The sequence below is a fragment of the Serratia sp. 3ACOL1 genome, from assembly GCF_003668775.1.
GTDB classification, from domain to species: domain Bacteria; phylum Pseudomonadota; class Gammaproteobacteria; order Enterobacterales; family Enterobacteriaceae; genus Chania; species Chania fonticola.
In genome coordinates this window covers 3,637,845-3,660,408 of the sequence record NZ_CP033055.1, presented here as the reverse complement: position 1 = coordinate 3,660,408, position 22,564 = coordinate 3,637,845, and the positions used below count along the sequence as shown (strand labels likewise).

The 22,564-nt window shown below is 51.9% G+C and carries 19 protein-coding genes and 1 pseudogene; 11 read left to right on the top strand and 9 right to left on the bottom strand.

What is annotated here, in order from left to right; genetic code table 11:
- Positions 1–13 precede the first annotated feature (13 nt).
- Positions 14–906 (top strand): annotated as a pseudogene (locus D9980_RS16435) (LysR family transcriptional regulator).
- A gap of 51 nt (positions 907–957) precedes the next feature.
- On the opposite strand, the gene D9980_RS16430 reads toward D9980_RS16435, so the two are convergent.
- On the bottom strand, positions 958–1,614 hold the full coding sequence (locus D9980_RS16430; RefSeq protein WP_021806837.1) for a DedA family protein: 657 nt from the start codon (positions 1,612–1,614) through the stop codon (positions 958–960).
- A gap of 590 nt (positions 1,615–2,204) precedes the next feature.
- Here D9980_RS16430 and exbB point away from each other — a divergent pair.
- The 4 genes from exbB to cui all read left to right on the top strand — a co-directional run bounded on the left by exbB (position 2,205) and on the right by cui (position 6,324).
- Positions 2,205–3,197 (top strand): tol-pal system-associated acyl-CoA thioesterase, encoded by a 993-nt coding sequence (exbB, locus tag D9980_RS16425; protein WP_121607867.1) that lies wholly within the window; start codon positions 2,205–2,207, stop codon positions 3,195–3,197.
- Positions 3,198–3,200: 3 nt separating this feature from the next.
- A complete protein-coding gene (exbD, locus tag D9980_RS16420; protein WP_024483005.1) occupies positions 3,201–3,623 on the top strand; it encodes a TonB system transport protein ExbD in 423 nt (140 codons plus the stop codon).
- 508 nt (positions 3,624–4,131) lie between these two features.
- A complete protein-coding gene (gene ltrA / locus D9980_RS16415; protein WP_121607866.1) occupies positions 4,132–5,520 on the top strand; it encodes a group II intron reverse transcriptase/maturase in 1,389 nt (462 codons plus the stop codon).
- Positions 5,521–5,799: 279 nt separating this feature from the next.
- Positions 5,800–6,324 carry a colicin immunity protein Cui gene (gene cui, locus D9980_RS27315; RefSeq protein ID WP_121607865.1) on the top strand — a complete coding sequence of 175 codons (525 nt, stop codon included), beginning with the start codon at positions 5,800–5,802 and terminating at the stop codon, positions 6,322–6,324.
- A 17-nt stretch (positions 6,325–6,341) separates the two neighbouring features.
- Here the strand turns inward: cui and D9980_RS16405 are convergent, their stop codons facing one another.
- On the bottom strand, positions 6,342–6,854 hold the full coding sequence (locus D9980_RS16405; RefSeq protein WP_238393647.1) for a colicin-like pore-forming protein: 513 nt from the start codon (positions 6,852–6,854) through the stop codon (positions 6,342–6,344).
- A gap of 7 nt (positions 6,855–6,861) precedes the next feature.
- Positions 6,862–7,314, bottom strand: a complete 453-nt coding sequence (locus D9980_RS26720; RefSeq protein WP_162304281.1) for a hypothetical protein — start codon at positions 7,312–7,314, stop codon at positions 6,862–6,864.
- Between the two features lie 374 nt (positions 7,315–7,688).
- On the opposite strand from D9980_RS26720, the gene D9980_RS16400 reads away from it, so the two are divergent.
- Complete coding sequence (locus tag D9980_RS16400; RefSeq protein ID WP_121607863.1) at positions 7,689–9,878, top strand: TonB-dependent siderophore receptor; 2,190 nt, start codon at positions 7,689–7,691, stop codon at positions 9,876–9,878.
- Between the two features lie 42 nt (positions 9,879–9,920).
- Here D9980_RS16400 and D9980_RS16395 read toward each other — a convergent pair whose 3' ends face one another.
- The 4 genes from D9980_RS16395 to D9980_RS16380 all read right to left on the bottom strand — a co-directional run bounded on the left by D9980_RS16395 (position 9,921) and on the right by D9980_RS16380 (position 15,238).
- Complete coding sequence (locus D9980_RS16395) at positions 9,921–10,739, bottom strand: shikimate 5-dehydrogenase (RefSeq protein WP_121607862.1); 819 nt, start codon at positions 10,737–10,739, stop codon at positions 9,921–9,923.
- A gap of 117 nt (positions 10,740–10,856) precedes the next feature.
- Positions 10,857–12,383, bottom strand: a complete 1,527-nt coding sequence (gene abgT / locus D9980_RS16390) for a p-aminobenzoyl-glutamate transporter (protein ID WP_121607861.1) — start codon at positions 12,381–12,383, stop codon at positions 10,857–10,859.
- Between the two features lie 96 nt (positions 12,384–12,479).
- Positions 12,480–13,925, bottom strand: a complete 1,446-nt coding sequence (locus tag D9980_RS16385; protein ID WP_121607860.1) for a M20 family metallopeptidase — start codon at positions 13,923–13,925, stop codon at positions 12,480–12,482.
- Positions 13,922–15,238: a M20 family metallo-hydrolase gene (locus tag D9980_RS16380; protein ID WP_121607859.1), complete on the bottom strand. Its 1,317-nt coding sequence runs from the start codon at positions 15,236–15,238 to the stop codon at positions 13,922–13,924. Before D9980_RS16380 ends, D9980_RS16385 begins: the two co-directional genes overlap by 4 nt.
- A 259-nt stretch (positions 15,239–15,497) precedes the next feature.
- On the opposite strand from D9980_RS16380, the gene D9980_RS16375 reads away from it, so the two are divergent.
- Positions 15,498–16,394: a LysR family transcriptional regulator gene (locus D9980_RS16375; protein WP_024482999.1), complete on the top strand. Its 897-nt coding sequence runs from the start codon at positions 15,498–15,500 to the stop codon at positions 16,392–16,394.
- 19 nt (positions 16,395–16,413) lie between these two features.
- Here the strand turns inward: D9980_RS16375 and D9980_RS16370 are convergent, their stop codons facing one another.
- Positions 16,414–16,890: a hypothetical protein gene (locus D9980_RS16370; protein ID WP_121607858.1), complete on the bottom strand. Its 477-nt coding sequence runs from the start codon at positions 16,888–16,890 to the stop codon at positions 16,414–16,416.
- 4 nt (positions 16,891–16,894) lie between these two features.
- On the bottom strand, positions 16,895–17,710 hold the full coding sequence (locus D9980_RS16365) for a winged helix-turn-helix domain-containing protein (RefSeq protein ID WP_121607857.1): 816 nt from the start codon (positions 17,708–17,710) through the stop codon (positions 16,895–16,897).
- 778 nt (positions 17,711–18,488) lie between these two features.
- Here D9980_RS16365 and D9980_RS16360 point away from each other — a divergent pair.
- From D9980_RS16360 to D9980_RS16345, 4 genes are all read left to right on the top strand, one after another.
- Positions 18,489–19,088: a LuxR C-terminal-related transcriptional regulator gene (locus tag D9980_RS16360; protein WP_121607856.1), complete on the top strand. Its 600-nt coding sequence runs from the start codon at positions 18,489–18,491 to the stop codon at positions 19,086–19,088.
- A 208-nt stretch (positions 19,089–19,296) separates the two neighbouring features.
- The gene (locus D9980_RS16355; RefSeq protein WP_121607855.1) at positions 19,297–21,474 is read left to right on the top strand and encodes a hypothetical protein; all 2,178 of its coding nucleotides are present in this window, start codon (positions 19,297–19,299) and stop codon (positions 21,472–21,474) included.
- Complete coding sequence (locus D9980_RS16350; RefSeq protein WP_121607854.1) at positions 21,444–22,220, top strand: DUF3142 domain-containing protein; 777 nt, start codon at positions 21,444–21,446, stop codon at positions 22,218–22,220. The genes D9980_RS16355 and D9980_RS16350 overlap by 31 nt, the downstream gene beginning before the upstream one ends.
- Positions 22,213–22,467 carry a type II toxin-antitoxin system Phd/YefM family antitoxin gene (locus D9980_RS16345; RefSeq protein ID WP_121607853.1) on the top strand — a complete coding sequence of 85 codons (255 nt, stop codon included), beginning with the start codon at positions 22,213–22,215 and terminating at the stop codon, positions 22,465–22,467. Before D9980_RS16350 ends, D9980_RS16345 begins: the two co-directional genes overlap by 8 nt.
- Positions 22,468–22,564 lie beyond the last annotated feature (97 nt).

The window sequence follows — 22,564 nt, the reverse complement described above, 5'->3', positions numbered from 1 at the left end:
AGGTCTTAATCCTATGGAGAGTCTCACCAGCATCCTCTCGTTCGTGAAAACCGCAGAATCGTTGAGCTTTGTCTCTGCCGCACGTGCCATAGGCATTTCCGCAACGGCGGTAGGAAAGAATGTTGCGAGGCTTGAAGGGTCTCTGAACGTTCGCTTGTTTCAGCGTAGTACCCGCAAGGTTAGTCTCACTGTTGAAGGGGAAATGTTCTACCAACGATGCCGGAAAATCCTTGATGACTTGCAGGACGCTGAGGCCATGCTGTCGCATTCGGTTCAAGCGCCCCGAGGTCGTTTGCGGGTCAGTTTGCCCACCATCGGGTACCGCTTTCTGTTACCAATGATGCCTGACTTTCGCAAAGCCTACCCAGAAGTTGAGTTAGAGTTGGATTTCAACGATCAACTCGTTGATCTCATCGATGATGGGTTTGATGTGGTGATACGGAGCGGTGATCTTGTGGATTCGCGGCTGATGTCGCGTAGGCTTGGGCCTTTCCGTTTTGTTCTTTGTGCCGCCCCTGGTTATCTGAAACGTAAAGGACGACCTGAGAAGTTGCTCGATCTGGAGTTGCATGATTGCCTTCGTTACCGTTTTGTCACGACAGGTAAAATCATGGACTGGACATTAACGGCAGATCCGGAAATAACCCAGTTGCGCCTAAACTCATCCCTGACGTTGAATAACATGGAGGCAATGCTGATGGCGACCATTGACGGGCATGGCATTGCTTACATGCCTGATTTTTTAGTCAAGGAGGCGTTGGCCGTGGGCGATCTTGAAACGTTGTTAGATACTTACACCAAGGATCAGGGGGCTTTTGGGCGCTCTGGCCTTCCAGTCGGCATCTATCACCAAAGATTCGAGTATTTGTGGATTTTATCTGCGACCAACTTTTTAAACAGGGATAAGAGGCATCACGATATGGGTTACTGTGGCGGTGGGTAAAACCGCCACCTGACTCAGGAGGCGCGTTTTTTACGCCAAACGACCAGCATCACGCCCAGCAGTCCAACGACCAACAGCACCATCGGCAGGATCATCAGCCCGGCCATCACCTGATCTTCGTGGCGTTTCACCAGCGGGATTTGGCTAAAGGCATAGCCCAGCGTGACTACCGAGCCTACCCACAGCAAGCCGCTGAGCCAGTTAAAGATTTGAAAACGGGCGCTATTGAGGCCCGAGATACCGGCCATGGTAGGCAACAGGGTGCGTACAAATGCCAGGAAACGGCCAATCAGCAAAGCGACCAGGCCGTGGCGGTTAAACAGCATGTGCGCGCGCTGGTGGTATTGCGCCGGTAGCTGTAGCAACCAGCCTTTCACCACCGAGGTATGGCCAAGCCATCGCCCTTGCAGATAGCTGAGCCAACAGCCAAGGCTGGCGGCGACCGTCAGAATAATCAGCGTGGGGATAAAGTTCATCACCCCTTTGGCGATCAAGGCACCGGCCAACAGCAGTAAGCTATCTCCGGGCAGGAAGGAAGCGGGCAACAAACCGTTTTCCAAAAACAAGGTGGTAAAAAGGACGGCATAAACCACCCAAATCACGCTGGGATCGGCAAGTGCAGTAAAGTCTTGCGTCCACAGTGCGTGAACAATCTCTCTTAATACATCCATTCTTTATCCTGGGGTGCCTGGGCTGACTTTCTATAGGCTACCGTGCTGTTTTAGCCGTGCTCACCGGTATATATAGGCCACACACGGCGGTGAGGCCCTAGAGCACTATATAGTGTACCGCTATTAGCTTAAGCGGACATTAAACAGAGCATAGAAAATGTGGCAAAGGCCGTAAAACTCGGAAAAAGTACAGGTGACCGTGGGTATGGCCAAGTAAAAACGCGGTAAAACCTCGCGCCTTACTGTGTGATTTTATTCTAGCCACTCTTCATCAACCGGGCCTTACGTAGGGGCGCTGCATGCTGCGCCTGCAGACGTTTTCCCGCAGTGATGGCGTGAGATATTCACTCCGTTTGTGGCCAGTTGGGGTATAAATCAGCAGTTTGAGTGATGATTTTGTTAGCGTTATGGGTAGGCAATGTTATGCCAAACGACGCGCAAACCCTGACAGTGACTGGGGTTGTATCATTTTTTGCTCCTCGATGCGTAATTCTTCAAATAATAATGATAACTACTATCAATCCCTGATTGGTTTGATATGATCGCATGCTGAATTCTTCCTTAAATGTTGAAATGGGTGGAGGCACAGCGTGAAAACGGCTGGCAAAATGACAAATCAAAGTGCTCAGGGCGCAGGCCGTGGGCAATGGGGCGCATTGGGGCGCAGTGTGATCGCCTCACTGGTATTGGTGGTGGGGTTGGCGGGCAACGCTCAGGCGGCACCGGCCACTGCACCAGCAGTCGCTGAAAGCGTTGCCGCGGCAACGACACCGGCCACACCAACAGCGGTAACCCCAGTGGCGGGTACCCCGGAAAATATCACTCCGGTTAATCCTGAACCGACCATCCAACCGCCAGAAACGCGTGGTATGGACCTTTCCGTCTGGGGCATGTATCAGCACGCCGATATCGTGGTGAAAATCGTGATGATTGGCCTGGTGCTGGCGTCTATCGTCACCTGGACCATTCTGTTTGCCAAAGGCAGTGAGCTGTTTCGGTCCAAGCGCCGTCTGCGCCGTGAGCAGTTGGCGCTGGCCGACGTGCGTTCGCTGGACGATGCCTCCGAATTGGCGCAAAGCTTCTCGCAAGAGAGCATCAGTGCGGTGCTGCTGCAAGACGCGCAGAACGAACTGGAGCTGTCGGCGGCTTCTAACGACAACAACGGCATTAAAGAGCGTACCGGTTTCCGTCTGGAACGCCGCGTAGCGGCCTATGGGCGTCAACTGGGGCGCGGCAATGGCTTCCTGGCTACCATCGGCGCCATTTCACCGTTTGTCGGCCTGTTCGGCACCGTATGGGGCATCATGAACAGCTTTATCGGCATTGCTCATTCGCAAACCACTAACCTGGCGGTCGTTGCCCCGGGGATTGCGGAAGCCTTGCTGGCCACCGCGCTCGGTTTGGTTGCGGCCATCCCGGCGGTAGTGATCTACAACATCTTTGCTCGCGTCATTGGCGGCCACCGTGCTCAGGTGGGCGATGTGGCGGCACAGGTGCTGCTGCTGTTGGGCCGCGATCTGGATCTGGCGGCCTCGGCCGATGCCAAACGTTCGCAGCATGCGCACCAACTGCGGGTGGGGTGAGTTATGGCGATGCGCTTAAATGAAGATCTGGACGACAGCGGCGAACTGCATGAAATCAACGTGACGCCGTTTATCGACGTCATGCTGGTGCTGTTGATCATCTTTATGGTGGCTGCGCCGCTGGCAACGGTAGATATTCGTGTCGATCTGCCCGCTTCTTCCGCTAAACCGCAGCCGCGTCCGGAAAAACCGGTGTTCCTGTCGGTGAAGGCAGACAAGCAGCTGTATGTCGGTGATGAACCGGTGACGGCGGAACAGCTGACGTCGGTGCTGGATCAACGCACGCAGTCGAATAAAGAAACCACCATCTTTTTCCAGGCGGACAAGACCGTAGATTATGAAACGCTGATGAGCGTGATGGATACGCTACGCAAATCCGGCTACCTGAAAGTTGGGTTGGTGGGGATGGAAGGCGTGGCCAAGTAACGCTTAACACCGCTGTTAAAAACATCTGAAGGGGCTGTTTAGCCCCTTTGTCTTAGTGCGCCGGGCATGGCGCGTTGCGCGTCAGCGCAACTGGTTTGGCTGTGGTGGTCAAACCGGTGACTTGGAGGTGAGAGTCCTCTACACACCCGGCAAGGGGAAGTGTTAGCCGAACGGCAAGGGTGCCCATCGCGAGGTGGGATCCGAAGGAAGCTGAAGGCAAAATGCTGGCCTGACGAACAGGAAGCAGATTAGGCGGCGCAGCGGGGTAAGGCGGCTAATATCGTCAAAGCCCAATACTTGCACGGAACGCTGTGACGTAAATCTGACAGGCATAAGCAGGAAGGTCGCGCGAATTACCCCGGGAGATCTGTTGTTCTGCCACAGTGCTACTGACATCGCGAGGTGTTGGGAGGGAATAACAGAAGTCAGCCGAGGCCGTAGTAGTGATGCAAAACCGGCATGATGAAGGGCTGAACATTGATAACCGTGATTAGGACGCCTTATCTCGATGGACGTTGATGATGCACAAGTGCGGGAAACCGCAGCCCGAGCAGAAGGAAGCGAGCAGAACTCGCGAGGGTCTGTTGTGGGTGCTGAAGCGTACACGGCGAAAGGTGAGCAAACGAAAGCGGAAGTGCCGCTGAGTATGGACGCGGTGATAACCCGAAGCAACCTGATGCTGGCCTACCAGCGAGTCGTGGAGAATAAAGGCGCAGCAGGGGTAGATAACTTGAGCGTCGGTGAACTCAAAGGCTGGCTGAAGCAACACTGGGCGAGCGTCAGAGAAGCTTTATTGCAAGGGAACTATGTCCCGCAGGCGATACGCCAGGTAGAAATCCCCAAGCCCGATGGTGGGGTACGGACACTGGGTATCCCGACGGTAGTAGACAGACTGATACAGCAAGCCATCCAACAACATCTCACGCCTTATTATGAATCCGAGTTCTCAGACTCCAGCTATGGCTTCCGACCGGGTCGCAATGCGGGGCAGGCAGTGCAACAAGCCCAATCCTATATGCAAAGTGGCCGCCGGTGGGTGGTTGACCTGGATCTGGAAAAGTTCTTTGACCGAGTCAACCATGACATCCTGATGTCGCGGCTGAGCGGGAAAATCAAAGATGTTCGGCTACTCAAACTGATCAGGCGGTATCTGGAAGCGGACAGGGTCGTAGGAAGTGAAATAACGAGGCGACGGGAAGGAATGCCACAAGGTAGCCCGCTCTCGCCGTTATTATCGAACATTTTACTGACAGATCTTGATCGTGAACTGGAGCGGCGAGGCCACAAGTTCTGCCGGTATGCGGACGACTGCAATATCTATGTATGCAGTCGTCAGGCAGGCGAACACGCGATGAAAGAGATAAGCCACTATCTGGAAACTAAACTCAGGTTAAAGGTAAACCCTCACAAAAGCGCGGTGGACAGACCGTGGAAGCGAAAGTTCCTGGGGTACAGTGTCACCCAGCACAAAATAACGAAGTTGAAGATCTCGGAGAGCAGTCTCTCGCGGTTGAAGGATAAAATCCGTAGGCTGACGATGGGAAACAGCTCTCGATCGGTAAAGGCAGTTCTCAGAGAGCTCAACCCGGTGTTGCGGGGCTGGATGAAGTACTTCGGGCTAACGGAAGTGAAGGGATGCCTGGAAGAGCTGGATGGTTGGATACGACGGAGACTGCGCAGCCTGATATGGCAAAACAGGAAAAGGTTGTATGCCCGAGCAAGAATGCTAATGAGAAGAGGGTTAACAGAGGAGAAGGCATGGATATCCGCGAGCAATCAACGAGGTCCGTGGTGGAACTCTGGAGCGAGCCACATGAACCATGCGTTCCCGAAGAAGTGGTTCTCAGAAGCAGGATTATTATCACTGCTGGAACTCAAGCGGCAGTTCCAGCGTTAACAATGAACCGCCGTATACGGAACCGTACGTACGGTGGTGTGAGAGGACGGCGGGAGCAATCCCGCCTCCTACTCGATTCTAGATACCAACCTGAAAACTCCTACGCTACTCACTGATTGCGCTTCAATAGCCTGAATGGTGCCTGTGGTATTCCGGCATTGAACATTTCTTGCAGAAATTCTGGCATGTTATAATTGATAATGATACTCTTTATCAATTGAGTGTATTCAAGAATGGTATAGAGACTAATTAGCATTAATTGCAAAATTTGGGGGCGTGATGCGGGAAGGGGAAAGCGGTATCGCTGAGAGAAAACTGTTTATGACATTAGCTGTTGGGCTATGTCCCTTGTTTTTGCTTTTCTGTTACTTTAAATTAAATCCAACTGCCCAACTATTTGAACTTGGCGTTGAGATAACTAAAATTCACCCGATAAATATATCCTCTGATAATATTTTATTAAGTTCAGTCTTAGGGTTGTATTGCAAGTTAGCGTTATTTTTTGCCTTTTACTTTGTCATTAAATACAGAAATCATCTAAGGCTTAAGCTTAGTAGTGTCGGTTTGTATTCGATAATAGTCAGATTTTTTCTCTTTTCTATCGTTTACGCTATATATATTTATATGTTTATTTTTTGCTCACTTGATGTATCACATGGAAACAGACTGCTTAAATTCTTATCTTCTAATGATTATTTTCTTTTTGTCTATTACGTGATTACTTTTACTGGGATATATTTATTTACTTCACTTTTCTTATGGTTTTTGGTGAGGTTCCCATCAGAGTACGCAGCCCGACGATAAGAGCGCCGGGCTTTATATCAATTTAATAAATCAATGATTTTATTGTTCAGTGTTTCGGCAAGTGAAGCATCAATAAAAGATGACGCAATGCTAATTACCAGGATGGCGGCTATTACTGGTAATACAGACATTGAAAATAAAGAGAGTATTCCAGTCACTATTGCCAAGGCAACACTAGACGCTACTCCACTCAACACCATGGCTTCCACCTCTAACATCAGTGGCTTCCAGTTTCCAGATTCGTAGCCCTCTATACTTTTTTCGCGTATTTTTTCAGCCTTAATCACCAGGTCTGCGACTTTAAAGAATCGGCCAAAATTACTGAGCTTGTTTGCCATGTCGTTAACATTAGTATATCTCCATGCATGAATAAGAGCATCTCTGTCTCCCTTGTTGATTTTCATACCTGGGTTTGACATTATTTTATTTAAAGATGCCATTGCATCATCAAAATTTCTTATTCTCTTTCCTTGGAAGTTTTTAATGTTAATCGCAATTTCATCAGCTGCAAGTTGGTAATTTTTACCCAAACGTTTACTAATCCCTTCCGCTGAACTGGAAACAATGGTAGAAATGCTCAGCAAAAACGCTTTTTCGGCTTTGGCCTTTGCCTCCTTTTGTTTTTTTAAGTGCCTCTTTAAATATGCCTTTATTCATTCCACCAAATTGAGCAAATCGAGTCATGTATACTTTTTTGGCTAAAGGCATATTACCTTTGCTCAATGCACTTCTGAGTTCTTTATAATCTTTTCCATTCTTTATATAGGGACAGTTTTTCTGTCCGCAGCGCAGGCAAATATTATTGTCTAATAACTCCTTGGTTTGGTCAGATACTGAGTTATCTCCTGCAGGCCAAACAGTCATTAGATCGCCAGAGTCAATACCTGTTGTAGGCCAACCCCATGCGCCACCGTCCCATGCTAGCCCCGGTTCTGGAGCTACTCCATTATTCCAACTGTAGGGATCGTAGCCAACAATTTCATCAATCATATGAGTTCCTCTTCTTGTTCACAATTAGGTTGAGCTCTGTATATGTGTTTATATACAGTATTGAGAATGATATTCGTTTCTAATGAATAACTCAATTAATGATAATGATTCTCAGTTGTGCCGTAACTGACACAAAACTGACAAGTGTTGGCTTTGCCAGCTATCCTCGCAGCTCCCTGATGTGCCGCCTTTTGCATAATCCTCGATAGCCATATTCGCCATTCTTCCGCTTATAAAATAACCAGTCAGAAGTATGGAGAAATTGTGAATTTACGCTTTCCTGCGTTTAAATAGAAATGGTTATCATTACAATTCGCAATTACAAAAATAGTTACAAATATTATTATCTACTTTAAATAAAAGGGATTATTTCGATGTTTATACCGAAAAAAAACAGACTGCGACCTGGTGCGATCCTGCTGGCGGGGCTTTTCAGTAGCGGTGGGATGGCGGCAGAGGAGGTGCCAACAGAGGACAGCGAGACCATGGTGGTGCGTGCCACCGCGGCGGAGGAACTGAAACAACAGCCCGGGGTTTCGATTATCACCGCCGAGGATATACGCAAAACGCCACCGGTTAACGACCTCTCAGACATCATCCGCAGAATGCCCGGCGTAAACCTCACCGGCAACAGCGCCAGCGGTAGCCGAGGTAATAATCGGCAGATTGATATACGAGGAATGGGGCCGGAAAACACCTTGATCCTGATCGATGGTGTCCCGGCAACCTCACGTGATTCAGTGCGTTATAGCTGGCGTGGCGAAAGGGATACCCGTGGCGATACCAACTGGGTGCCCGCAGAAATGGTTGAACGCATTGAGGTGTTACGTGGCCCGGCGGCAGCCCGCTATGGCTCGGGTGCAGCTGGCGGGGTGGTTAATATCATTACCAAACGCCCAACCAAAGATTGGCATGGTACGCTTTCGCTGTTTACCAACCAGCCCGAAAACAGCAAGGAAGGGGCGACCAACCGCGCCAACTTCAGTTTAAGCGGCCCGCTGGTCAGTGACGTGCTGACCATGCGCCTGTTCGGTAACCTCAATAAAACCGATGCCGATGCCTATGACATCAACACCCAGCAGAACGGCTCCTATGCCGCAGGGCGTGAAGGCGTCAGAAACAAAGATATCAATGCGTCACTCTCCTGGAAAATAGACCCGCAGCAGATCCTCGACTTTGACTATGCCTACAGCCGCCAAGGTAATATCTACGCGGGCGATACGCAGTACAGCAATGGCAATCTCAGCCCAGGCGGTCTGGTGGCTTCGCTGTACGGCCAGGAAACTAACCGCCTGTATCGCCAGAGTTACGGCATTACCCATAATGGCATCTGGGATTGGGGCCAATCCCGGCTGAACTTTAACTATGAGAAAACCAACAATACCCGTCTGGCGGAGGGCACAACTGGCCGCATTGAGGGGATGATCAACGACGATACATACAACACCAGCCGGTTGGAGAATTACCGCACCGGCGGTGAGCTGAATATCCCGCTGGATCTGCTGTTTGAGCAGAACGTCACGCTGGGTGCCGAGTGGAATCGTGAAAAGCTCAACGATCCGGCATCCATGCAGATGACTGACTCCAGTGGCATCATCATCGGCGGCGTCTCTGGCGATCCCTCCGAGCGCAGCGCTAAAAATAGCGCCGACATCAGTTCACTTTATTTTGAGGATAACATCGAGCCGCTGCCGGGAACCTTTGTGATCCATGGGCTGCGCTTCGACTATCACAATAAATATGGCGCTAACTGGAGCCCAAGCCTGAACATTTCGCAGGAGCTTGGCGAGTATTTCAAACTGAAGGCCGGTATTGCCCGAGCCTTTAAAGCGCCAAATCTGTACCAGTCCAGCGAAGGCTATCTGTTATCCACCCGTGGTAACGGGTGCCCGAAGGACATAGTTTCAGGTAGCTGCTATCTGCTGGGGAATAACGATCTGGATCCGGAAACCAGCGTTAACAAAGAGATCGGCCTGGAATTTACCTGGGCGGGTTACGATGCGGGTATTACCTATTTCCGCAACGACTATAAAAACAAGATCGTGGCGGGCACCGAGATTGTTGGCTATGCCTCTAACGGTTACAACATCTTGCGTTGGGAAAACGGCGGTAAAGCGCTGGTCGAAGGGTTGGAGGGCAACCTGGTGGTGCCGTTGGTTGAGGATATGCTCACCTGGCGCACTAACGCGACCTATATGATCACCTCTGAAAACAAGGATACCGGTAATCCTCTGTCGGTGATCCCCAAGTACACGGTGAATACCCTGCTGGATTATCAGGTCACCGATAAGCTCTCCACCAACCTGAATTGGACGCTGTATGGTCGGCAAAAACCGCGCGAATATGCGGAGAGCCGTAACGAAGCCGGCACGCTTGCCACTCAGGAAGTTGGGGCTTATTCGGTGGTGGGCATTGGCGTCAATTACGATCTGATGAAGGATCTGAGCCTGAAAACCGGCGTCACCAACCTGTTCGACAAGCAGATCTACCGTGAAAACGAAGGGGCTTCGACCTACAACGAACCGGGCCGGGCCTATTACGCGGGCCTGACCCTGTCGTTCTAATCGCGGCTGGTATTACGTATCCCCTCTAGCGAGGGGATATCATTAGCCACGAGCATGTGCCGCAGCGCGGGTGATTTGCTCATCGGAAGGGCGCACACCGGTGTACAACACAAACTGCTCCAAAGCCTGTAAAGCGATCACTTCGGCACCGGTCACCACCTGCAAACCTTGTTCACGGGCATAGCGGATCAGCGGGGTTTCTGCTGGTAAGGCCACCACGTCGAAGGCGATTTTCGCCGCCTTGATAGTGGCCGGTTCAAAGGACAACTGCTCGGCTTCGCTACCGCCCGCCATGCCGATCGGCGTGACGTTAATCACCATCTCAACCTGCAAATCGCCCACTTCTGGCTGCCACTGATAACCATATTGCGCCGCCAGAGCCTGGCCCGCCTGTGGGTTGCGAGCAATGATATGGCCGTTCTTGAACCCGGCATCGCGCAGGGCTGCGGTGACCGCCTTAGCCATACCGCCGCTGCCACGCAGAGCAAACGAGGTGGCCGGAGGGATCTGGTATTTCGCCAGCAGTTTGGCGATGGCGATATAGTCGGTGTTATAGGCCCGCAGGAAGCCGTCGTCGTTGACGATGGTATTGACTGACTCAATTGCCGTGGCCGACGCATCCAGCTCATCAAGGAACGGAATACAGCTCTCCTTGAACGGCATGGAAACCGCACAGCCGCGAATACCCAAAGCGCGCACGCCGCCGACCGCTGCCTGAATGTCTTTGGTGGTGAACGCCTTATAGATGAAGTTCAGATCCAGTTCCTGATACAGATAGTTGTGGAAACGGGTGCCGAAATTGCCTGGCCGACCGGCCAGCGACATACACAGCTGCGTATCTTTGTTGATTTCACGACTCATGACGTGCCCTTAGCTCATTGGGAAAAATGTCCCCACTGGCGGACAAGCACCCGGTGGGGATAATCAGTTTACCTTACGCCAAAAGTCGCGTTATCAAGTACAAAATATTGCCCCCCTTCATCCCATTTTCGGGTAGACCCCAGGTCCGATAGGCAGCCCCAGCATGTACCACACCACCAACAGCAGGGTCCAGACGGCGAAGAACACCAGCGGATACGGCATGATCAGCACGTAGTAGGTGCCGAGTTTGGCGTCTTTCAGGTAGCGTTGCAGAAAGCCAAGGAATAGCGGCAGGAATGGCGACATCGGTGCCAGCGGCAGCACGGATGAGTCCGCGATGCGGAAAATCATCTGGGCGAAGGCCGGGTGAAAGCCCAACAGCATAAACATCGGCACGAAGATCGGGGCCAGGATCGACCAGATGGCGGAACCGCTGGCAATAAACATGCACAGGAAGGCGGACAGGAACATCAGGCCAAGGAACGCCGGTGCACCGCTCATTCCGGCCGCCTCCAGCAGATCCGTCAGGCCGATGGCCATGAACTTGCCCATGTTGCTCCAGTTGAAGAACGCCACAAACTGCGACAGCGGGAACACCATGACGATAAAGCCCGCCATGTTCTTCATCGGCTCGACCAGTTGGTTGGGAATATCGTCCGGGCGGCGGATGCTCTTGGTGACGACGCCGTAAGTGATGGCGACGGTGAAGAAGAACAGGATGATGATCGGCACTATGCCTTTAATAAAGGGCGAGGGGATCACCGAGCCGGTTTGCGGATCGCGCAGTGGGGCACCCTCAGGCACTACCAGTGCGGCCATCACGGCGATAAACACCAGTGCGGAGATCCCGCTCATTATCAGGCCACGGTTTTGTAATGGGGTTAGTTCCTCGAGCTTGTCTTCGGCGGTGCCTTGCCATTTTGGTAGCCGTGGCTCGATAAATTTATCCGTTAGCAACGCGCCGGTAATGGTCAGGACGATCACCGAGGTGGCCATAAAGTACCAGTTATCGATCACGCTGACGTGGATTGCGCCGTCAACCGCTTTGGCCGCTTCGGTACTGATGCCGGAAAGCAGCACATCGGTGGTGACAATCAGCAGGTTGGCGGTAAAACCCGAGCCGACACCGGCGATCGCCGCCAGTAGCCCGGCAATGGGGTTACGCCCGACGGCCAGGAAGATCAACGCCCCCAGCGGCGGCATCACTACCAGCGCGGCATCGGAGGAGATATGGCTGAAGAAAGCGATAAACAGCACCATATAACTGGCGTAGCCGGCGCTGACGTGTGAGGCCATTTTGTACATCAGCGCCTGTAACAGGCCGACCTTTTCCGCCAGACCGGCACCGATCACCAGCGCCAGGATCGCCCCCAATGGCGCAAATCCGCTGAAGTTGTGGATGATATTGGGAAGGATCCATTGTATTCCCTCCACGCTCAGCAGATTTTTTACCTGGATCATTTCCCCGGTGGCTGGGTTTTTCACCACCAGGCCCAACCAGGAAATGAGCGCGGTGGCGAGCATTAACACCACGATCAAATAAACGAATAACAGGAAGGGATTGGGGATTTTATTACCGATACGTTCTACCCAGTAAAAAATACGCCCGGGGCTTTTATTGGCGGATGATGCTATCTCACTCATGATATTACCCTCTTGTCCGTCATCAGATTTTTATAGTTTTATGGGTCGCTATGGAGTCCTGGCTCGGAACGGGAGCCAGAACGGTCGGGATTTACTTCAATGGGAAGGTTTCACCCCCGCAGGGATGGGGCATTGATAAGGCTGTTCGGCACGTTGCTGGCGGAATTCCTCGCGGCAGGCGTTCAGTAAGGCGTTATCGCTCAGTAAAGCGACGGCGGTAGCAGCCATCACTTTACCGGCCAGGCACATGCCCTTATGGGCTATTGAGGTGCGGCCCTGGGCGACCAACTGCCAGGTATGCAACGGCGTCCCCAGAGTAAAGCAGGGGCTGAAGCACTGGGCCGTTGGCGTGACCCAACTGACGTCGCCGACGTCGGTAGAGCCGTACAGAATTTCTTGTGACTCCACGTAGGGAGCGACCTCGTCCATCAACACCTTATCGCCCAACTGCCGTACCCATTCCTGCCCAGCCACTCCACCGGTACGTGAAATGTTCAGCTTGGCATTACGCAGGTCGTCTTTACTGAGCGTTTGGCGGATCTCCGTGGCAAAACGCCGCTCTTCGTCGCTGTAATCCGGCAAGCCGAAATCGCACACGTACTGATACATCGCCTGTTCCAGGCGGCGATTGGGGACGTAGTTGGAACAGGCTTTTTCAAAGTGCACCGTCATCTGAGTATCAGTCATCAGCGCAGCGCCTTTGGCCACGTTGACCAGGCGCTGGTAAATATCCTGCACCTGATCGAGCTGTGGAGCGCGCACCAGGTACAACACTTCTGCATCGGCCTGCACCACGTTGGGGGAACTGCCGCCGGTATTGGTGACCGCATAATGCAGCCGGGCTTCCTGCACGATATGTTCACGCAGAAAGTTGGCTCCGGTGTTCATCAGCGTCACGGCATCCAGCGCGCTGCGGCCGAGATGCGGCGAGTTGGCCGCGTGGGCGGCGACGCCCTTGAAGCGGAACGCAGCCTGAATATTGGCCAGGCTGCTGGTATTGAACATGCCGCTGAAGCCTTCCGGATGCCAGGTGAGGGCGGCATCCACATCGGCGAACAGTCCTTCACGCACCATAAAGGTTTTACCAGAGCCGCCTTCTTCCCCTGGGCAACCGTAAAAGCGTATCGTGCCGGTTAACTGTTGCTGTTCCATCCAGGCTTTAACCGCAAAGGCCCCGGCCAGTGCGGCGGTGCCGAGCAGGTTATGCCCACAGCCGTGACCATTGCCGTTTTCCACCAGCGGAGACGGGGTGGCACAGCCCGCATGCTGGCTCAGACCGGCCAATGCATCGTATTCACCCAATAAGGCAATCACCGGATGGCCGCTACCGAAGCTGGCGATAAACGCCGTTTCAATGCCGCCAACGCCGCGTTCAACCTCAAAACCCTCTTGTTCCAAGGCGTTTGCCAGTAGCTCGGCTGAGTGGATTTCGGTAAAGCGGGTTTCCGGGTGATCCCAGATCTCATCGCTTAAGGCACTGAAATGGGCCTGATGACTATCGATGTAATGGTGGATAAAAGAGACCAGTTCCGGTTGTTTCATACTGCGCTCCCAAAAGTCGGTAGGTTCAGTGCCAGGGTAGCCAGCGTTTTTACCGCCACGGTGAGTACCTGCTCGTCAAAGTCGAATTTCTCGTTGTGATGCCCGGCGCTGAGTTCGCAACCGAAAATCACATAGGATGCTTGCCCACCGTGAGATTTCACCCGTTCCATCATGTAGGTGGCATCCTCAGAGCCTGCCGCCTGCTCGCGGCGATCCACCACTGAACCAAGCTCGCTGATGCTGAGTGCCTGGCGATGGATGTAATCCACCCAAGGTTGCGTCGGCTGGCTGCTTTGCGCCGCGCCCATCAGGGTGATGTCGTATTCCACCCCCTGCATGGTCGCGGCCCCTTGGATGACGTTGAGCGCCTGTTGATAGACAAACTCGTTGATCTCATTGGTGGCACCGCGTGTCTCTACCTTCATAAAGGCGCTGTCTGCGATGACGTTACGGCCGGTGCCCGCCTGCAACACGCCAACGTTGATACGGGAGCTGCCTTCACTGTGGCGGGGGATAGCATATAGCCCAACGCTGGCCTGAGCTGCCGCCAGCAGGGCATTGCGGCCATCCTCCGGTTTGGCCCCAGCATGGGAGGCCACGCCACGGAAGGTGACGTCCAGCTTGGTGGTAGCCATAAAGCTGTCGCTGCCGCACACCAGTTCCCCGACCGGTACGCCGGTGCCGATATGCACGGCGGTAAAGAAATCGACGTCATCGACCACGCCGGCTTCCACCATCGATTTGGCTCCACGGGTGCCTTCCTCGGCCGGTTGGAAGATCAGCTTGATGCGGCCATGCAGCTGTGGCTCCAGGCTCTTGAAAACGCGCGCCAACCCTAGGCCGATTGTGGTATGCCCATCGTGCCCGCAGGCGTGCATCATGCCGCTATTGCAGGAGGCGAAGCCTTCACGGAATGGCAGATGGTCGGGATGTAGCAGTTCATTGAGATCGAGCGCGTCCATATCGACGCGAAAGGCGATGGTGGGGCCTGGGCGGCCGGTATCCAGCGTGGCGACAATGCCGGTAAAACCGCCGGAGAAGAAGGGCAGCCATTTCGCCTGGGCACCTTGTTCGATGGCGCGTTGTTCTTGCGCCGCCAGGATTTGTGCAGAGGGTAGCCCCATACGGGCTTCGGCGTTGATCACCTCGCGGCCGAGTTGCAACTGATAACCTAACCGATCCAACTCTTCCGCCACCAGTGAAGCGGTACGAAATTCAAGCCAGCCGGATTCGGCATAGTGGTGGAAGTCACGGCGCCAGGCTTGCAGTTGCGGGTACAGTTCGGTCACCAACGTTGAAAGCGGAGTGTTCATAGCAGTTTTCCATTAGTTATCACGCCTTGAATAAAACTCAGGCAGCAGTGAAGGTCAGACAATTAAATTAAAATTGAATATTTACGTAATTAGTTGCTAAAAGCCGTGAATGGCGCTTATTGAGCGCGATACTGCGTTGAAATAAGCGAAATGATGATTGGGTTATTTATTATGTTTTTTCGAATGTACACAATGGTATCGGGTTAAATAAGATGCCAATATCTTGCTACTGATAAACAACGGTTATCGCCAATCGCCTATGCCAGCCTCGATAAAATTGCACCAGTTACGTGCCTTTGTGGAAGTCAGCCGCCAGGGCAGTATCCGCGCCGCCAGCCGTACCTGTAACCTTTCCCAGCCTGCGTTGACCAAGTCAATTCAGGAACTGGAGGAGGTGCTCGGCGCCAAGCTGTTTGTCCGCCGCAGCAAAGGGGTGGTCTTAACCGACTGCGGTGATAACTTTTTTCAGCATGCCAGCCTGATCCTCGAAGAGCTGCGAGTGGCGCAGGAGGATATTCAGCAGCGGTTGGGGCTAGCGGGCGGCTCGGTCAATATCGGTGTCGGTGGCAGCGTTGCCCGCACGGTAATGCCGAAAGTGATCACCCAGTTTCACCGCGAATATCCCAATGTGAAGGTGCGCATCGTGGAGGGGCAACTGGTCTCGATGATCCCGGAGTTACGCCAGGGGGAACTGGATTTTACCATTAATACCTACTACCCCAGCAGCATGGACAATGAGTTGAGCTTTGAGCGGCTGATGGAAAGAGAATACAAGGTGGTGGTGCGCAAAGGGCACCCTTGTGAGAACGCCCGCACGCTCAAGGAGCTGCAACATTGCGATTGGACTATGCCAACCCCCAATGGCAGCTACTACCGCCTGCTACATGAACTGTTTGGTGATATGGGGATGGCACCGGCGATCAGCGTCACCTGCGAAACCTTTATGGCCTGTACCAGCCTGGTGGCGCAGAGTGACTTTGTCAGCATTCTGTCGGTTGATGTGATCTCCGATCCTATCCTGGGCCGTCATCTGGTCGCGTTAGAATTGGATGAAGCCTTACCACAAGCTACCTTCTACCTGATCCAACGAAAGGATACGACGCTCACGCCGATGGGTGCCTACCTGGCCCGCCTGTTCAGGCAGCATTGCCGGTAGCAGCCTATCCGTGGTGCCGTTAGCGGCGAATACAGACGATCAGAGGATTAGTAAATCCTTTGATAATAATGGCATTTCTATCTAAATCCCTGATCTTTGAGTAAAACCCGATGCCCGGGGTTTGCGGTAACACTCTGTTCTGCCAAAGGTCTGCTGGCGTATTATCCGTGGGGTGGCTCTCTGTACGGGTAAAGACGATTTCGTTCACATTTTCCAGCTCTGACGGGGCAACGGTAAAGTAGACGGTCCTTCTCAGGATATAGTCATGGCCCTTATTCTTGATTGAGCCGGAAAATTTCAAAATCCCATCATATGCCGACCTAAAAATGACGTCGACATGGGTGTTGACCTCGACTTCGTCAGCTTCATTGATTCTGAGGTGCGCGAACAGCTGAGCATCACAATGGAACGGCTTGCGGGACTGCACCTGATAAATATAAAAAAGGGTTGAACAAAAACTAATAATCAACAGCAGGGCTACGACGATTTTTTTCATATTATTACTCTACTGTTTTGTAATTTAAACAATTTTTATAACTGGTGGCATCAATTTTACTGCAGGCAGCGAGCAGCCGAACTCTGAAACGGTCGTTATTAGGGTGTGCCTCTGCATAAAAAACATCCAGATCCTCCCGCGAACAGTCTATGCCTTCCGCTGCTATCTCCTTGACGATTTTAGCCGTAAACTCTTGATTTGGCTTGTCGTCATTTAAGTTATAGATACTGCATTTTTCATGAGTCACCACGAAGTTCACGCTCTCCTTTTGGTTGTGTCTCAGCATTGTCGTGCCAGTTACCGTGGTTAGTAACAGTAAAAGAGCAAGTATGTAGATTATCATCTTGTGTTTTTTTAACGACAAATAGATAGATTGATGTTCTCCTTGCTCAGTCATTGTCGGCGGTAGGGTTTCTGATGAGGTGTGAGATTCTTCAGTGACAGGAACCCTGGAGACCGGTGCTTCTTCTGTGATCCCCTGCTCCGATTTTTGTATCGGATGGATTTCCGCATCCATTCTAAAACCGACGCGGGGAACGGTGGAAATTATATCCTTACTCACGCCGAGATTAGTGAAGGCTTTGCGTAGCTCACTAATATGGTTATTCAGGCTGGCATTAGACGGTGAAAAGCCATAGTCCGCCCAGACATTTTTTAGCAGGTCATCGCGAGCAAGGTTAACTCTATTGTTGTTGATCAACTCACTGAGTAACCGGGTTGCTGGCTTTGATAATTCAACAGATTGCTGAATGTCGTTTTTAACCGTCAATATTCTATTGTCAGGATCAAAGATAATATTAAGGTTTATTATATATTTCATGGCGATAACCGAGCATCCTTGGTGTTAGTGTTGAACTGCGTCCAGTGATAAGAATAGTCTTAATGGCTTGACTGTGCGTAGGAATTTAGTTGTAACCCGCTACCCTAGTCAACCCTGATTTGAACTATTTTTTCAGCAATAATAACTAGTTGAATTCAAGACAGTATTACCTACTCGCTTATCGGTTTTTTTTTGCCCAAAACGGAATTAAATATATTAAAATTGATAATTTTTAGTCATTAAATCTAATTTTTATCTATTAAGTAGGTTATTTTGCTTGTTCACTATCTAGTCATTAAGATTTATCGCAACGCCAAACCACTGGCGAAAGCGTTTAAAGAGTGTACGTAACGGTGAAATCGGTAACGAGCCAAATGCCAACAACAAAGTGACGGTGTCCTTCAATGGTAACGTCGCTGCCGTCGCAGACCCTTGGATATTGTGGGCTAGCCCCGTCATTGAGGATGCTAGCGGTCCTATTAAGCTGACTGAGCCAACCACCATCCAAAAGCTGCCAAAAAGCATAATCCCCTGAACTTCAGTGCCTATCTGCAGGGTGATGGTGCGTCTGCCACTGTTACCAAAGGCTAATTCAAGGCGGTTGCCGGCCTCACTTTAGCTGACCAGTCATCGGCTACGTCATTATAGGCATAACCTATTTTTGGCATGCGGAGGTATCCGCATCTCTTGTTTGGGGGTGTTAGCGTCAAGGATGATTTGTCATATAAACGAAACCCATATTATCGCGTGTTTTCATGCCGATTTATAAGGAACTAAAATGACACCACATATTGTTATCACTATTCAGGATAGCAACCGTTATTTTGCTCTGGGCATTCAACATATTTTGCAGGACTATTTTTTAGCTAAAGGCTGTACATGGAGTTTTGTGCCGGTTGCGCCTGGGATAACGATCGACCTGATGGTTTGTGTCAACCCCTTTGGCTGGTCTTCGCGGTTCAATTCTCGCCGGGAAAATCCGCAGAACCGGCGGCTTGGGACGATTATCATAAACGATACGGCTGGTGAGAATAAAATACGTCAGCATGAACTTGCGCTATTAGGTCGCAAGGAACGGCCTGATGCCGTGGTGCGTCTGGTTGAGGAATTGTTTGAGCAGGCAAGTCAGTCGTCTTTGACAGACGATACGGTAAGTGTGTGTCGGCATTTGCATCTGACCCCGCGTGAGCGCGACGTTCTGCAAGGGATCTCACAGGAATTAACACCTGACGAGATCGCGAGCAAACTTTCGCTTAACGTTAAGACAGTCAGCACCCATAAACTCACGGCGATGCGCAAGCTGGGCTTCAAGCGTAATGGCGAGTTATATTACTGGCTGCTGCAAGGTGGCCTGTGGTTGGGAAATAGCACGCGATAAACCAAATACAGCTGCCAGCGGCGCAAGCGCTGGGAGATCAGAGCCTTTTGTTGAGCCCTGTGGCCGTTTAGGTGAGGATTGGGCTCGCATAATTCCTAATTATGCCGGTTGGTTTTTGCCGTATTGTTTTTTCTCAATGCTTACGACACTATCTCAGGCAAAATTCACTCGGGATGAGAGTGAGCACTGGAGATAAGTAAGGATATCGATGAAAAAACTCATAGTAGCCGCGGTGGTCTCAACCCTCGCTGGTACCAGCCAGTTCTCACTGGCCTCTTCCGATGAAACTGGCTGCCGCTGGAGCGACTATTGCGCAATGGGCGGTGTGCCTTACCTGGCCGCTGATAATGATACCCGCGTCAATCTACTGATGCTGGCGGCGGGAATGCGTAATTTACCCGTGGCGTTGTCGTCATTGCCGCAGGATATCAGCCGCAGTAGAGGCTACCAGTTTGGCGTATTTCCTGGTGAAGCAGCGCCTGCAACCGATCAGACCACCACACCAGGCCAGACAGCCGTGCCGCAGGAAGACCCACTCGATGCGCTAGCATTAAGCCTGGGCATTAAACCTTCGGGGTTAACCGGCTTTTCAGCCGAATATGAAGGCCGCTGGATCTCTAATAATCCGCTGTCACTCAGCCAATTTTTCCAGACCTTGTTGGACGACCAGCAGTTAGATCAGGCCGAACGCGATTTACTGGCGTTGCGCCGGGCCAAAATTTACCGGGGTGAAGCGCAGCCGGAGCAGTTTTTACCGCTGATGGCCAACTATGCCGCAGGGTCTCATGCGGCGGCGTTCAGAGATTACCTCACCAGTGCGGAACAGTTTTATCAGGGGCAGTTTGCCGATGCGGATACTGGGTTCCAACGGCTTAAAGAGTCGGATCAACCATGGGTAGCCGAAACCGCCGCTTATATGTTGTTCCGCGTGGCCTTGAACCAGATCACTGAAAATGCCACGGATCAGTACGGCATGTTCGATCCGCAGCGGGCAAATAAAGAGGCGGGCGCTCTGGCATTGCAACGTGCGCAGGACTATCTGGCCGCTTACCCCAAAGGTGAATATGTGGCTTCCGTGCAGGGATTACAGCGCCGGGTGAATTGGTATCTGTCCGACTGGCCACGATTGGCACAGCTGTATGAAAGCGAGATAACCGCTGCCACCGATATCAATACGCTTGGCGCGATGATTGATGAAGGGGACCAAATTCTGCTGAGCCGCAACATTCCTTATGACAGCGCAGAACAGCCTTTCGTCAGCAGTGCCGATGCCCCGTTGTTGACCTTTACCCAAACCATGAAGTGGCTGCGTAAATACAATCTCGATAACCAGTCGATGCCGAAAGTGAGCGATGAGATGCTGCAGGGTTACAAACCGATGTTTGCTGCCGCCAATCAGTTGCCGCTCTGGGAATATATGCATAATGCCTGGCTGTTCTATCAGCAAAAGGATTATGCCGCGGTCACCAAGGCGATCCAGCCAGCGGCACAGTTGGCAGCGAACGATCTCATCGCGTTCAGCCAACAGATCCTCTACGGCGATGCCCTGGTGATGCAGGAAAATTGGCAGGGTGCCGAAGCCCATTGGCGTCATCTGCTTGGCATGAAGCTTGCTCCTTATCAGCAACAGTATCTGCAGCAGATGTTGACCACCGCCTTGGTGCAGGAAAATAAAACTGCCGCTATTTTTGCCCCAGACAGCCCAATCAATAGCCTGCGTTATCGCTCCGTGGTGCTCAAAAGCCTGGCCAACAAAGCGTTGCTGCAACAGCAAGCCGCTGGCGCACCCAATGACGAAGAAAAGACCATCGCTCTGCATACGCTGCTGTTCAAGGATTTGATGGTAGGCGACTACCAGGGGTTTATTGCCGACAGCCAACTGAAAAAAAATATCAAGCAGACGCCTGACCCACAGGTATATGGCGATGTCGCACTCAGCGTTTTCGATTGGGATGGCAGTCAGACTGAGCCTGGCTATTTCTGTGCTTCTTTAGACGCTAACGTTGCCGTATTGGCGAAGAATAAGACCGATGCGCACGCCATGAACTGTGTGGCAGAGTTCTTGCGTACCACCTTTGCCGATATCAGCACCGAAGCGGAAATGGGGGGTAATGAACAGTTGGATGACCTGGCTGGGGCCGAACTGAGTAAAGATAAAGCGCACGGCAGATTAAAATATTATCAGCAAGTGATCGCCGATCCCAAGGCCGAACCGGAAGATAAAACCTATGCGCTGTACCGGGCGGTGATGTGTTTCTCACCTTCCGGCTACAACAGCTGCGATCGGCAGGAGATCTCGCAAAAAACCCGCCAACGTTGGTTTAACCTGTTGAAGAGCCAGTATAAAGGTAACCAATGGGAACAAAAGCTCAAATACTATTGGTGATGCGGTTATTGCTGCTGCTGTGGTTGCCGGTCTTTGCAACCGCCGCAGCGGCGGATAACGCAGCTGGCCGGTATGTCAATGCGTATGATTACCGCGCATTCTGGCTTTGGTCCGGGGTTTGGCCGCAGCCTGCGTTGCGGCAGGCCGATCTGCTCTATCTCCATCAGGGGGAAATCGTGAACGGCCGCCAGGGCGCTCGTTTTCTGAAGTTAGGGCTGCCGTTGAGCAAGCTCCAGGCACCCGCCGTCTGGATCACCGTACGTGTTGCTACTCTGGACATGTCCGACGAAGTATTGGCTTCGGCGGTGCGTTTGCCTGCCCGTTGGGCAGCGGCAGGCAATCGGGTGGTAGGGCTACAGATCGACTTTGACGCGGCAACCTATCAACTGGATAAGTACGCGGAGTTTCTCGACAAGCTGCGCGGTCGGTTACCTAAAGAATATGCTTTGGGCGTGACTGGCCTGCTCGATTGGGCAAAGACCGGTAACGTCAGCCAGTTGAATGCGTTGCCAATCGATGAGTTGGTGATCCAAACCTATCAGGGGAGGCGCACGGTCACGGAATATGAACGCTATCTCCCCGCGCTGCTTAAGCTACAAATCCCCTTCAAAATCGGTCTGGTGCAGCAGGGCGACTGGAACTCCGAGTGGCAACGGCGGCTGGCCACATCGCCTTATTATCGCGGTGAGGTGGTTTTTTTGTTGAATACCACTAGGAAAACATCCTTAGGAGATAACAATGGTTAACTTTACGGTCAGTCAGGCCAAAACCCAGTTTAAACAAATGATGGCTACGGCCCAGCGTGAACCAATTTGTATCACTCAAAACGGTCAACCCTCCGTAGTGGTCATGCCTGTTGAGGGCTACAATGAGTTTGCAGATTTTAAGTTACAAAACCTGCGCGCCAAGCTTGAGCACTCTATAAATCAAGCCAAGCTAGGAAAGTTACATGAGGGAGAGTGGGTATTTGACGAACTGATAAAAGATCTATGATGGCTTAGTAACTTACTCCAACCGACCATTATATGTAGGGGCGCTGCATGCTGCGCCCGACCAAACCCCGTTCCAGCCTTTAATCCCACCACTAAAC